12 protein-coding genes are annotated in these 12,220 nt (G+C 63.3%); 10 read left to right on the forward strand and 2 right to left on the reverse strand.

All coding sequences use genetic code 11. The annotated features are described in order from the left end of the window. The first annotated feature begins 6 nt into the window (after window positions 1–6). The 5 genes from thiL (at window position 7) to L7A20_RS09630 (ending at window position 5,951) form a co-directional block, all read left to right on the forward strand. Window positions 7–1,047, forward strand: coding sequence for a thiamine-phosphate kinase (gene thiL, locus L7A20_RS09610; RefSeq protein ID WP_237223270.1), 1,041 nt, complete (start codon window positions 7–9; stop codon window positions 1,045–1,047). Further along, window positions 1,028–1,987, forward strand: a complete 960-nt coding sequence (locus L7A20_RS09615; RefSeq protein WP_237223272.1) for a DAK2 domain-containing protein — start codon at window positions 1,028–1,030, stop codon at window positions 1,985–1,987. The genes thiL and L7A20_RS09615 overlap by 20 nt, the downstream gene beginning before the upstream one ends. Then, window positions 1,987–4,551 carry an ATP-dependent DNA helicase RecG gene (locus L7A20_RS09620; RefSeq protein ID WP_237223273.1) on the forward strand — a complete coding sequence of 855 codons (2,565 nt, stop codon included), beginning with the start codon at window positions 1,987–1,989 and terminating at the stop codon, window positions 4,549–4,551. The genes L7A20_RS09615 and L7A20_RS09620 overlap by 1 nt, the downstream gene beginning before the upstream one ends. 207 nt (window positions 4,552–4,758) lie before the next feature. Continuing rightward, window positions 4,759–5,319 (forward strand): 16S rRNA (guanine(966)-N(2))-methyltransferase RsmD, encoded by a 561-nt coding sequence (gene rsmD, locus L7A20_RS09625; RefSeq protein WP_237223275.1) that lies wholly within the window; start codon window positions 4,759–4,761, stop codon window positions 5,317–5,319. 14 nt (window positions 5,320–5,333) lie between these two features. Continuing rightward, a complete protein-coding gene (locus L7A20_RS09630) occupies window positions 5,334–5,951 on the forward strand; it encodes an LURP-one-related/scramblase family protein (protein ID WP_237204470.1) in 618 nt (205 codons plus the stop codon). 3 nt (window positions 5,952–5,954) lie between these two features. Here L7A20_RS09630 and L7A20_RS09635 read toward each other — a convergent pair whose 3' ends face one another. Beyond that, on the reverse strand, window positions 5,955–7,172 hold the full coding sequence (locus tag L7A20_RS09635; protein ID WP_237223277.1) for an aminotransferase class I/II-fold pyridoxal phosphate-dependent enzyme: 1,218 nt from the start codon (window positions 7,170–7,172) through the stop codon (window positions 5,955–5,957). A gap of 155 nt (window positions 7,173–7,327) precedes the next feature. Between L7A20_RS09635 and coaD the strand changes: the two genes are divergently transcribed. The 4 genes from coaD (at window position 7,328) to rnc (ending at window position 9,387) form a co-directional block, all read left to right on the forward strand. Next, window positions 7,328–7,804, forward strand: coding sequence for a pantetheine-phosphate adenylyltransferase (gene coaD, locus L7A20_RS09640; protein WP_237204468.1), 477 nt, complete (start codon window positions 7,328–7,330; stop codon window positions 7,802–7,804). Between the two features lie 169 nt (window positions 7,805–7,973). After that, on the forward strand, window positions 7,974–8,456 hold the full coding sequence (locus tag L7A20_RS09645; protein WP_185174525.1) for a YceD family protein: 483 nt from the start codon (window positions 7,974–7,976) through the stop codon (window positions 8,454–8,456). Window positions 8,457–8,489: 33 nt separating this feature from the next. Next, entirely contained in the window at window positions 8,490–8,693 is a 204-nt protein-coding gene (rpmF, locus tag L7A20_RS09650; protein ID WP_135011069.1) for a 50S ribosomal protein L32, read from the forward strand. Between the two features lie 10 nt (window positions 8,694–8,703). Beyond that, window positions 8,704–9,387, forward strand: a complete 684-nt coding sequence (rnc, locus tag L7A20_RS09655; RefSeq protein WP_185174526.1) for a ribonuclease III — start codon at window positions 8,704–8,706, stop codon at window positions 9,385–9,387. Window positions 9,388–9,488: 101 nt separating this feature from the next. Here rnc and L7A20_RS09660 read toward each other — a convergent pair whose 3' ends face one another. After that, window positions 9,489–10,997 (reverse strand): amino acid permease, encoded by a 1,509-nt coding sequence (locus L7A20_RS09660; RefSeq protein ID WP_423817436.1) that lies wholly within the window; start codon window positions 10,995–10,997, stop codon window positions 9,489–9,491. A 165-nt stretch (window positions 10,998–11,162) separates the two neighbouring features. On the opposite strand from L7A20_RS09660, the gene mutM reads away from it, so the two are divergent. Beyond that, window positions 11,163–12,116, forward strand: a complete 954-nt coding sequence (gene mutM, locus L7A20_RS09665; protein WP_237223279.1) for a bifunctional DNA-formamidopyrimidine glycosylase/DNA-(apurinic or apyrimidinic site) lyase — start codon at window positions 11,163–11,165, stop codon at window positions 12,114–12,116. The last annotated feature ends 104 nt before the right edge of the window (window positions 12,117–12,220 follow it).

A 12,220-nucleotide genomic window follows, 5' to 3' on the forward strand; every position in this document is an offset into this window, starting at 1 on the left:
AGCCCTATGCAGACCGTTGCCCAGGTGAGTGAGGGCCAGCTTCTTGCCCTGTTTATGCCTGTTCTGGCTGAGCACAATGAGCGGGCGGCGGACGTCCGCGCCGAGCTGGATGCCCCCGGCGCCCTGGTATTGGGACCGGGGGACGACTCCGCTGCCCTCGATCTGCGGGGCGGGCTGACCGTCATGAGCACTGACACCCAAACCGAAAACCAGGACTTCCGACGCAGTTGGCCCTCGGGCTACACAACCGGCGGGTATGAGGTGGGCTGGAAGGCCGCCACCCAGAACCTGGCCGATATCGCAGCTATGGGGGCTACCCCGGTCACCCTGCTGGTGTCCCTTACCCTGACCCCCGATACCCCCGCGAGCTGGGTACAGGATTTTGCCCGGGGGCTTACCGAATCCTGTACTGCCCAGGGGGCTACCACCTGCACAATTGCCGGCGGCGATATGGGCTCCGGCAGCGAAATCTCGGTAACTGTTACCGCCGTGGGCCTGACCGACCGGCCCATCACCCGAAGCAGGGCCCGCCCCGGGGACGCCGTGGTCTTTGCCGGTGCCCTGGGCACCGCAGCTGCCGGTCTAGCCCTGCTCGACTCAGCCCCATTCACCGCCACCGAAGAGCTGACCGCCTGCGTCCGCGCCCAGCAGTGCCCCCGCTCACCCCTTCACCTGGGGCCGGAGGGCGTCCCCTACCTGACCTCCCTCATGGATGTCTCCGACGGGCTGGTGCGTGACGGCGGCCGTATTGCAGCGGCCTCCGGTGTGGCCCTTGACCTTGACTCCTCGGCCCTAGCCCCCTGGGCCAACAGGGTAGGCCCTGCAGCCCTGCTTACCGCGGGCACCCCCGAACAGGCGGACGCCCAAGCCCTACGCTGGGTACTGACCGGCGGGGAAGACCACGGCCTACTAGGCACCTGCCCACCCGCACAGATACCGCCCGGATTTACTAGAATTGGTACGGTACAGGCAGGCGACGGAATCACCGTCGACGGCCGCACCTACACCGCGAAAGGATGGGATCACTTTGAGGCAGGTTCCCGCTGACTGGTGGCTGAACTGGCTACTGCGCGCTCGCACCCAGCTGGTGGAGCACCGATCCCTTCTCAACCGTATTAACGTCTTCCCCGTGGCCGATGCCGACACCGGGGCCAACATGGTCGCCACCATCGGGCGGGCCGCCGATACCGCAGGTATGGCGGACGACCCCACCCTCGCCCTTGCCGCCCGGGCAGCCCTGCGCGGGGCCAGGGGAAACTCTGGAACCCTGTTAGCTGTCTGGCTCCTGGGTCTAGCTGAGGAACTGGGGGAGGCCGGGCAGCTGCCGCCTTCTACTGTTCAAGCTCTGACCCCGCAGGCGCTCGCCGCTGCCTGGGAACGGGGGGCCCAGCAGGCGTCCGCCGCTCTGAGCCAGCCCGCCGACGGCACCATGCTCACCCTCATGCAGGCTCTTGCTACCTGCCCGATGCCAGATCCTACCGATGAAGAGGACCCCTGGCAGGTCTACCTCACGAAGCTACTGGCCGTCTCAGAGGCTGCCCTGCGAGCTACCGCCGAAGCAGACCACGCCCGTAACGGCTGGGTTGATTCCGGAGCCCTGGGCCTGCACCTGGTCTTAGTGGCCCTGGCAACAGAGCTGCTGGGAGCCGCCCCGCAGGCTACCTACCGCGACCTGCTCCAGGTGGGGGCGGCGTCCTTACCGCCCCGAAGCGCTCGGCAGCGCTCGGCGGCAGAAGCCCGCGTTGAGGTTATGTGCGAGATTTATCTGCCGGTGCTCGAAGTAACCCAGCTGCGCAGCGCCTTAGAGACGGTCGGAGACTCGGTCTCCATTGCCCAGGTCGAAGCCGGGAACGAGGCCCTGTGGGCTATCCACGTGCACGTCCCCGAGGCCGAGGACGCCCTGGCCCTCATCCGCGCTGCGGGCAAGCCCCTCAACGTGCGAACCACCTCCCTGGATGACCCCGCCCACCAGGAGCCTACCTCCTAATGGCAGCCCGTAAACGAAAGACCCCGGAATTGAGCGAGCAGGCAAAGGACGCCCTGGCCCGGTACGCCGCAGAAGACCGCCTCGATAACGCCCCCCTGACCGACTACCTGGGGGCGACCCTGGCCAAGTCCTTTAAGACCCATCTGGGGCTAGAAACCGTGGGGCAGGCCCTGGACTACTACCCCCGCAAGTACCTGCCACGCGGGGAACTCACCCCCTTCTCATCCCTGGTCGAAGGCGCCGAAGCTACCATCGTCGCCAGGGTAGTGCGGGTGACAACCCGCCAGATGGCATCGCGCCGCGGATCCATCACAGAAATCACCATCACCGACCAGCTAGATCAGGTTGGCCAGCCCGAGCCCACCTGGCAACCCCCTAACCCCAACGCCTACCGGGGAGCGGCCCCACCGGCGTCCTACACCCGGGGCTACACCAACCCCCGTCTGCACGGCAGCGCAGGGGGCTCCACCGACACCCAGCTACCGGGCACCCAGCCCAGCTACCGGCTGGGAGACATCTTTGGTGGCTACGCCCCCGAACCCTACTCGCTGACAGCCAGCGGCACCATGACCCTAAGCTTCTTCAACGCCTGGACAGCAGCCCGCGACATTCACGAGGGTGACCATGTCATGTTCTCGGGCAAAGTGGGCTCCTACCGGGGCGAAATCACCCTGACCAACCCCCACTACGCTGTCATTGCCGGAAAAGAACTGGCCGCCGCCCCCGGCGCCAGCGCCGAAGCGATTGAACGGGCCGCCGCGCGGGCGTCCGCCCCCATACCGGTCTATAAGGCCAGCCCCAAGTTCCCCACCGATAAGGTGGCCGCAGCCATCGAGACCCTGATCGAGCGCATCAATCTCAAGGAGCTCGAAGACCCCGTCCCCTTTACCGTGCGTAAGAGCCGCAAAATCCCCTCCCTCGAGTGGACCTACCGGGCCGTGCACACCCCCGATACCGAAGAAACCTGGCGGGCAGCCCACCACTCCCTGCGCTACCGCGAGGCCTTCGTGCTACAGGCCGCTCTTGCCCGTATTCGTGCAGCCCGCGCCGCCCACCAGACCGTTGCCCGCCCCTATGTAGAGGGCGGTTTCGCGGACGCCCTGCTGGAAGCCCTGCCCTATCAGCTGACCGAGGGCCAGCAGGCCGTTGGCGAAGAAATCCGCTCTGACCTGGCCAGCTCTTCCCCTATGAACCGCCTGCTCCAGGGGGACGTGGGCTCGGGTAAAACCGTGGTGGCCCTGCGCGCCATGCTGCAGGTGGCAGATAACGGTGCCCAGTCGGCTATGCTGGCCCCCACCGAGGTGCTGGCCGAACAGCACTACCGGTCGGTCTGCGAGATTCTGGGTGACATGCTGGCCCCGCAGGACAGCTCCGGGAGCGCCGGGGCGGGCGTCCGCGTCGTGCTGCTCACCGCCTCCCTCAAAACCAAGGCCAAACGGGAAGCCCTGCTGGCTATCGCCTCGGGTGAGGCAGACATCGTCATTGGTACCCACGCCCTGCTCGGAGACTCGGTGACCTTCGCCGACCTCGGGCTGGTCGTGGTCGATGAGCAGCACCGCTTCGGCGTTGAACAGCGCGATGCCCTGCGCGGACCCGGCGGGGAGCTGCCCCACCGGCTGGTCATGACCGCCACCCCCATACCCCGTACCGTCGCCATGACCGTCTTTGGCGATCTCGACACCTCGGTGCTTGATCAGCTACCGGCCGGCCGCCAAAAAATTACCACCCACGTGGTGCCGCTGGCAGAGCACCCCCGCTGGGCCGACCGCATCTGGGCCCGCGCCCGCGAAGAAATCGACGCCGGGCATCAGGTTTATGTGGTGGTGCCCAAAATCGGCGGGGCCGATACCCCCGGTGACGCCGAGGCGGGCCAGACCCTCTTCGGGGCAGGTGGCCTCACCGGTAAGGGGCTGGGCTCCCAGGCTGCGGCGGGGGAGAGCGCCCGCGGTTCGCTGGCTTCGGTAGAGAGCACCCTGGAGGAGCTCGAGGACGTTCCCGCCCTGGCCGGGGTGCGTATCGAGGGGCTCCACGGGCGAATGGATACCGCCGAGAAGAACCGGGTCATGACCGAATTCTCCGCCGGTCGCGTTGACCTGCTGGTGTCTACCACCGTGATTGAGGTGGGTGTGAACGTGCCCAACGCAACTCTCATGATCATTATGGATGCCGACCGCTTCGGTATTTCTGGCCTCCACCAGTTGCGCGGACGCATTGGCCGAGGCTCCCTGCCCGGCACCTGCCTACTGGTCACCAGGCAGCCGGCGGACGGCGTCAGCCGGGAGCGACTGGCAGCGGTAGCGGCCACCACCGACGGCTTCGAGCTTTCGCGGGTTGACCTGGAACAGCGGCGCGAAGGCGATATTCTCGGCGCTGCCCAGTCAGGGAAGAAGTCCACCCTCAAGCTGCTGCGGGCCCTGACCGATGCCAAACTCATTGAGCGGGCCCGGCAGGACGCCTTCGGAATTATTGAGGCTGACCCCACCCTGGCTAAACACCCCGATCTGGCCCGCACCATCGACCGGGCCCTCGACGCCGACCGCGAGGCCTTCCTAGGGCGTGGGTAGGTTCGGCCAAGGCCGTAGGCCCCCGCATTTATTCTGGTTTACCCGCAACTAGTTGCGGGTAAACCAGAATAAATGCGGTCAACTCAAGTACTCGGCGGGCCCTCCGTCACCGGTCACCCATACCTAACCCTCTCTTTGTTCTCACCAGCCCTACCGGTACCCTTATAACAGTCCCACCCTCTACCACTACGAGCGGAGCGCAGCCGAATGAGCCGCATCATTGCAGGAGCCGCAGGCGGCCTGCGCCTAGCCAACGTCCCCGGCGATAACACCCGCCCCACCACAGACCGGGTCAAAGAAGCCCTCTTCTCCCGCCTGGATACCTACAACATGCTGGACGGCGTGCGCGCCCTCGACCTCTTCGGCGGCTCGGGTGCCCTGGGCTGCGAAGCCCTCTCGCGCGGGGCTGCCCACGTGGACTTCGTAGACCACTACCCCAAGGCCGTTACCGTCATTGAAAAAAACATTGCCGCCGTGGGCAAGACCGCCGGGGGTACTGCCCGCGTACATAAGATGACGGCCCGCACCTACCTTTCGGCGGGGGCGTCCGCCTGGGACCTGGTCTTTATTGACCCGCCCTACGCCGTGACCAACAGCGAGCTCGAAGACCTGCTGGTCCTGCTGGCACCCCGCCTGACCGAGGGGGCGGTGGTGGTTGTTGAACGGGCCTCCCGCACCGACGAGCCCGCCTGGCCCGAAGGCCTTGAAAAGTTTGCCGAGAAAAAATACGGTGAGACCGTGCTCTATTATGTGGAGCCCGCCGTCTAGTTTAGGGTGGAACTATGAGTGAGAACACAAACAACCCCGGGTATCAGCCCCAGCCGACCCCAGAAACGAACCAGGGAGCGTCCGCGCCCCTGCTGACCGAAAACACCCTGGTGGTGCAGCAAACCCGCAGCTTCATGAGCAATGACTTTGAGATGCAGAGCCAGGACGGGCGCGTGCTCGGCCGGGTGCTCACCACCGGCTCAACCGCAGGCCGCCTGCTCAAGGGTAACCGCACCTTTGACCTGGTCGACGGTAACGGGAACCTTCTTCTTAAGATTGTTGACCCCTTTGATTTTGGCCTGGATCGCTACGAACTGCTGAACCCCGATGGTTCCCTCTTTGCCCACGTGCAAAAGCAGTTCTCTTTCATGCGCAAGCGCCTCACCATCGAGCTGCCGGGCCTCACCCTGGAGCTCGAAGGTAGCCTCTTCGAGTACGACTTCAACATCACGGTTAACGGCCATGTAGCTGCCCGCGTTGCCCGCGAATGGGGCGGCCTGGTGGCGGGGCTGCGCGGTAAGAGCCGCTACGGGGTGAACTTCGACCCCGGCGCCCCCGAACCCGTGCGCCTGGCCATGCTGGGCGGTTTGGTTGCCCTTGACCTCATTCGGGCAAAGGACGCCCGCAACTAGGGCTTAGCCGCTATAGGCGCGCAGGCGGGTGGCGGCGTCCTGTAGTACTTCCGGGCGTTTGCAGAAGGCAAAACGCACATAGGTCTGCACCCGCTGCCGGTAGGCCTCGGTCGTAAAGGCTGTCAGTGGAATCAGTGCGACCCCGGCCTGCTCGGGAAGCAGGTGGCAGAGCTCTTCTGCTGAGGTTAGGCCCCGCTCAGCCAGGACCTGCGACACATCAGCTACCGCGAAGAAGGTACCTGCCGGGGGAGTTACCTCCCACGGTGATTCCGCTAGGTTTTCCACCAAAATGCGCCGCTGCTGGGCGTAGCGGGCCTGTACCCCGGTATAGAAGTCATCGCCCAGGCCCACGCCAACAGCCGCAGCTGCCTGCAGGGGAGCGGCCGCCGAGTGCGTGAAATAGCCCTTCACCAGGCGGATGGGGAGTATAAGGTTTTCTGGTCCGGTCATCCACCCCACCCGCCAGCCGGTGGCCGAGTGGGTCTTAGAAATCGCTGAAACCGCCACCGTGCGCTCAGCCGCCCCTGGCAGGGTCTGAATGGGCTGATAGGGGCCGGTAAAGATCAGGTGCTCGTAGACCTGGTCAGCCAGAATCACAGCATCGTACCTGGTCGCCAGCTCCACGATCTTAGTCTTTGCTTCGGTTGAGAAGACCATACCTGTAGGATTGTGCGGGTCGTTGACCACCACCAGGGCTGTGCGGTCAGAAAAAGCTGCTTCGAGGGCGTCCAGGTCGGGTTCAAAGATGGGTGGCACGAGCGGCACGGTGCGGACGCGCGCCCCGGCTAGGGCGGCAGCGGCAGGGTAGAGGTCGTAGTAGGGTTCGAAGAGAACAACCTCGTCGCCCGGTTCTACCAGGGCCGCGATGGTAGCTGCCAGGGCTTCAGAGGCGCCGGCGGTTACCGTGACCTGGGTATCGGGGTTGAGGGTGAGCCCGTAGAAACGCTGCTGGTGCTCGGCAATGGCCTGCCGCAGGGCGGGGTTGCCCGCAATGGTAGCGTACTGGTTGACCCCGCTAGCCAGGGCGTCAGCTGCTGCCCGGAGCATCTCTGCAGGGCCGTCCGTATCTGGAAAACCCTGCCCCAGGTTCAGGGCACCGTATTGGTGGGCAAGGGCCGACATCTCTTCGAAGATGGTAGAGCGCCAGTGGCCGTCCGCCCCCATCAGCCCGGCCGCTAGCCCAACCCGTTCAAAGGCCCGTTGCTTCTTCTCAGTGGCCATCCGGTGCCCACCCCGCTCTCGTCTAGCCCACCATCACAAGTGCAGGGCGGGCGTCCGTATCTTTGTCTGAACCCAAGATTACCGGCCTAGCCCTGTTGCCCAAGAGAGCATGACTTAGTGTGTCATACCTAACCAACCTGCTGTAGCCTAGAGACATGCAATTGGTTGTCTGCCCCGGATCCTTTGACCCCATCCACAACGGTCACGTCGAAATCATCACCCGCGCCGCAAAAATCTACGGTAACGTCATCGTCGCGGTCTCCCACAACACCAAGAAAAAGTACCGCTTCACCCTCGAAGAGCGCGTCGCCATGGTTGAGGAAACCTTCGCCCTCTTCGACGGGGTGAGCGCCAAGGTGCTACCCGAGGGGGAGCTGCTGGCTAACTTCGTGCGCGACCAGGGGTCCGTGCTCATCGTGAAGGGGCTGCGCAATACCGCCGACTATGAATACGAGGCTCCCATGGCCTCGATGAACCGGCACATCGCCGGGGTTGAAACCAGCTTTATCGCCGGGGACCCCAAGTACAACCACATCTCATCGACCATCGTTAAAGAGGTCGCAGGCTTCGGTGGGGACGTGCGGGCTTTCGTCCCGCGCGCGGTGCAGCGAGCCCTCTACCCCGAGCATTAATGTGGTCAGCCAAACAAGAGGTTAAACCTAGAGCGCTTGATTCGGCCGGTCTTAAGCCCCTAAAATAGGTACTTGGTTTAAAACATTCGATAGGGAGTTCGTCATTTCACGAAAAGATTCATCGCCCCTTAAGATCTCGGTTCGAGATCTAGCTCATCGCCCGGGCGCAATGGAGACCCTTGATGAAGTTCTGCCAGCGCCAAGCGACTTTGGCAACGCTCTGATTGAGGCGGAAGAAGGCAGCGACATTGACCTCAATGTTCGCCTGGAATCCGTTTCAGATGGTATCTTGGTAACTGGTACTGCAACTGTCACCGTTTCCGGTGAATGCAGCCTCTGCCTAGACCCGGTTGACTTTGATGTTACAGCCGATGTTCAAGAGCTTTTTGTTTTCGAGAAGGCCCCCGAAGGCGGCCCCGAAGATGAAGTAGATGAGCAGTACGCCGTAGAGAACGATGAAATTGATCTCGAACCGGCGCTGCGGGACGCAGTGATTCTTCAACTGCCGTTCCAACCTGTTTGCAGTGACTCCTGCCAGGGCCTGTGCTCCGAATGCGGCGCACGCCTAGAGGACGACCCTGAGCACCACCATGAGGTCATCGACCCCCGGTGGAACGCGCTATCAGCGCTGCTCGATGCGAACGACAAATAAAACTTATAAAGCAACAAGAGAAAAGAGATAGCTGTGGCTGTTCCCAAGCGGAAAATGTCCCGTGCTAACACCCGCGCCCGCCGTTCCCAGTGGAAGGCTTCCGTTCCTCAGCTGGTCAAGACCGTAGAAAACGGTCGCGTCACCTACTCCCTGCCCCACCAGGCAAAGCTCGTGACTGACTCAGCTGGCAACGAACTCTTCTACGAGTACAAGGGCCGCAAGGTAGCTGACGCCTAATTCGCGCCTTATGACTAACTCTGCATCACAAGAGTTTCTGAAACGTCTCGGTATCGACCTCGATACCGAGACGTTTCAGCTTGCAATGACTCACCGCTCCTACTCCTTTGAAAACGGCGGCATACCCCACAACGAGCGCCTAGAATTCCTGGGCGACTCCGTGCTGTCCCTGGCCGTCGCCTCAGAGCTCTACAAGAAGTTCCCTGACCTGCCCGAGGGCGAGCTGGTCAAGCGCCACCACGTGATTGTTTCTACCCGAACCCTGGCCAACCTGGCCCGCAGCCTCAAGCTGGGGCCCTGCGTCCGCCTGGGTAAGGGGGAGAAGAAAACCGGTGGTGCCGATAAGGACTCCATCCTGGCTGACACCATGGAGGCCGTCTTCGGTGCCGTGTATATGAAGCACGGCCCTGAGGCCGCCCACCAGCTGGTGCTGGCTCACACCTCCCACCTGCTGGATGACAACAAGACCCTGAACATCGGGCGCGACTGGAAGACCGAAATCCAGGAATACGCTGCCGCCCAGGGCACCGGCGAGCCCGTCTACGAGGTTGAGGGCACCGGCCCCGACCATGCCCGCCGCTACACCGCCAAGGTCCTCCTGGCCGGGAAGGTCATGGGGCAGGGCAAGGGCACCAGCAAGAAGGAAGCCGAGCGTATGGCTGCCGAACAGGCCTACTACAGGGTCTACGGCTAGGCCAGGCAAGACTTTACCTACATAAAGAGGGGCGGCCCCACCGAAAGATATCGGTGGAGCCCCCCCTCTTGTCGTGCTACCAGGCTGATGCCTTGCTGCGGCTAGGGCAGGCTAATTTCGTCATCCCTACCCACAATGTTGATAGAGGTGGTCTGGGTGGGAACCTGCTCTAAACGCTCGGCTGCCAGAGCCCGTACTCGCTTGCGGACGGCCAGCCAGCCAACCACCAGCACGGGCACTACCAGAATCATGGCTGCCAGGGCGTAGGTGCCGATGGGGTAGTCGAAGGCAATGAGTACCAGCACACCCACCAGGAAGGCCATGGTGAGCCAGTTGGTGACGGGTGCTAGGGGAGCCTGATACTCGGGGCGGACGCGCTCACCCCGGCGGGCCATGGCCACAAAGCGCTGGTGGGGTAGGGTGATGGCCATCCAGCCAATCACGATACAGACAGCCGAGATGTTCAGGACGATCTCAAAGGCCTCTGAGGGCTTCCAGTAGTTGATGGCCACACCGAGCAGGGCCACGGCGCCGGTGAGTAGGATACCGCCGATGGGTACGCCAGACTTGCTCATAGCTCCGGTGAAGCGGGGAGCTGAGCCGTTCATGGCCATGGAGTGGGTGATACGGCCGGTGGAGTAGAGACCCGCATTCAGCGATGAGGCCGCTGCGGTAATGACCACCAGCTGCATGATGGGGGCGGCATAGTCCACGCCAATAGAGCCGAAGAAGGTGACGAAGGGGGATTCATCGGCCGAGTAGGCGTCGTAGGGTAGCAGCAGGGAGAGCAGCAGTACGGAGCCTACATAGAAGAGGGCGATACGCCAGACCACGGTATTGATGGCCTTGGGGATAGCCTTGCGGGGGTCCTTGATTTCACCCGAGGCTGTACCGACCAGCTCAATACCGGAGTAGGCGAAGATAACGCCCTGGGAGACTACCAGGGCAGCCAGCAGGCCGTTGGGGAGGAAGCCGGACTCGGCGATATGGGTAAAGCCCACGGGGGAACCGGTGGGGGTACCGAAGATGACGAAGAAGATGCCAATCACCATGAAGAGCAGCAGGGAGCCCACCTTGATGAGGGCAAACCAGAATTCGAGTTCACCAAAGATCTTGACCGAAATCAGGTTCATCGAGACCACCACAACAATGACGACCAACGCCACAACCCACTGGTCTATCTGCTCAATAGCCGGGATGTACTGGCCGAACCAGTTGAAGTAGATAGCGATAGCGGTGGCATCGACGATGGCGGTGGCGGCCCAGGAGAACCAGTACATCCAGCCCACGAAGAATGCCCATTTTTCGCCGTAAAATTCGCGGGTGTAGCTCACGAATGAGCCGGACGAGGGGCGGTAGCTGACCAGCTCACCCAGCTGCCGCAGAATCAGGTAGCCGAAAAAACCTGCGATCGCGTAGAGGAAGATGAGGGAGGGGCCAGCGTCGTGCAGGCGTCCGCCCGCGCCGAGAAAGAGGCCGGTTCCGATGGACCCGCCCATGGCAATCATCTGAATCTGCCGGGGCTTGAGGCCCTGCTGGAAGCCCTCTTGCTCGTGGGCGAAGGACGGCACATCAGCGTGCTGCCCCGTGGGGGTTGGGGGTATCGACAAAAGTCTCTCCTTTTACAGAAGGGTTGGTTCTGCCCCTGCCGCCCGCCATCTATCAGTAGGCTGGTGACAGGTGAGAATGCACAGGGTCTATTCTGCACCTGATATGTTCAATATGTGGGCACCACGCGGTGCATATTTTTTCATTTTTGGAAAGGCGGAGTGAATATGCCGGAGTTACCCGAGGTCGAGGTGGTCCGCCGGGGCCTAGCCGGGCACATCCTCGGTGCGGTGCTGGAACGCGTGCAGGTAGTGGACGGACGCTCGGTGCGGCGCCACGAGCCCGGGCCGGTGGATTTCGAGCGGCTGCTGACGGGCCTGCGCGTGGTGGATGTGGCCAGGCGCGGCAAGTACCTCTGGCTGCTCTTTGAGGGCAACGAAGAGTTCGCCCTGGTCATTCACCTGGGCATGAGCGGGCAGGTGCTGCTCAAAGCCCCCGAGCTACCGGCAGAAAAACACCTCAAGGTGCTCATAGACTTAGCAGGCGCCACCGATGAGAGCGGGCGCGAAGCCCCGCTCACCCTGCGCTTTGTGGACCAGCGCATCTTCGGCGGCATGTTTGTAAGCCCCCTGCTGCCCACCCGCAACGCCGCCGGTGAGCCGGTGCCGGGGGCGTCCGCGTCCGCCCTGGGCCTGCCCCTCATCCCGCAGGCCGTTGCCCACATCGCCCGCGACCCGCTCGACCCTCACTTCGACTTCGGGCAGTTCAGACGCACCATGCTGGGCACCTCCACCGGCATCAAGAAGCTCCTGCTCGACCAAAGCGCCATTTCCGGGGTGGGCAACATCTACGCCGACGAAGCCCTATGGCGGGCCAGACTGCACTACGACAAACCCGCCAAGAGCATCCCAGCCTCAACCGCCCGCGAACTGGTGGACGCCGCGCGCACCGTCATGCGGGATGCGCTAGCCCAGGGCGGTACCAGCTTCGATGCACTCTACGTCAACGTCAACGGGGAATCGGGCTACTTTGACCGGTCCCTCAATGCCTACGGGCAGGCAGGAAAACCCTGCCCCCGCTGCCTAGACGCGGGGCGCACCTCGCTGATGGTGCGGGAGCCCTTCGGAGGAAGAAGCTCCTACCGGTGCCCTCACTGTCAGAGAAAGCCCCGTGGAGTGTAACTGCGCATGGAGCAGAAAGACAGGCAGAGCGCCTAGGCCAGCAACCCTCTTGGTCTCGCGCGGGGCGCTCGCCCAATTCACCGCCAGCCCCGGTCCAGCTGGCT

The sequence above is a fragment of the Rothia nasimurium genome (assembly GCF_928381415.1).
GTDB lineage: Bacteria > Actinomycetota > Actinomycetes > Actinomycetales > Micrococcaceae > Rothia > Rothia nasimurium_H.

Bases quoted from the DNA above. Each gene is read 5' to 3' on its own strand.
- thiL (WP_237223270.1), top strand. From the start codon at position 7: ATGCAGACCGTTGCCCAGGTGAGTGAGGGCCAGCTTCTTGCCCTGTTT.
- L7A20_RS09620 (WP_237223273.1), top strand. From the start codon at position 1,987: ATGGCAGCCCGTAAACGAAAGACCCCGGAATTGAGCGAGCAGGCAAAG.
- rsmD (WP_237223275.1), top strand. From the start codon at position 4,759: ATGAGCCGCATCATTGCAGGAGCCGCAGGCGGCCTGCGCCTAGCCAAC.
- L7A20_RS09630 (WP_237204470.1), top strand. From the start codon at position 5,334: ATGAGTGAGAACACAAACAACCCCGGGTATCAGCCCCAGCCGACCCCA.
- L7A20_RS09635 (WP_237223277.1), bottom strand. From the start codon at position 7,172: ATGGCCACTGAGAAGAAGCAACGGGCCTTTGAACGGGTTGGGCTAGCG.
- coaD (WP_237204468.1), top strand. From the start codon at position 7,328: ATGCAATTGGTTGTCTGCCCCGGATCCTTTGACCCCATCCACAACGGT.
- L7A20_RS09645 (WP_185174525.1), top strand. From the start codon at position 7,974: ATGGAGACCCTTGATGAAGTTCTGCCAGCGCCAAGCGACTTTGGCAAC.
- rnc (WP_185174526.1), top strand. From the start codon at position 8,704: ATGACTAACTCTGCATCACAAGAGTTTCTGAAACGTCTCGGTATCGAC.
- mutM (WP_237223279.1), top strand. From the start codon at position 11,163: ATGCCGGAGTTACCCGAGGTCGAGGTGGTCCGCCGGGGCCTAGCCGGG.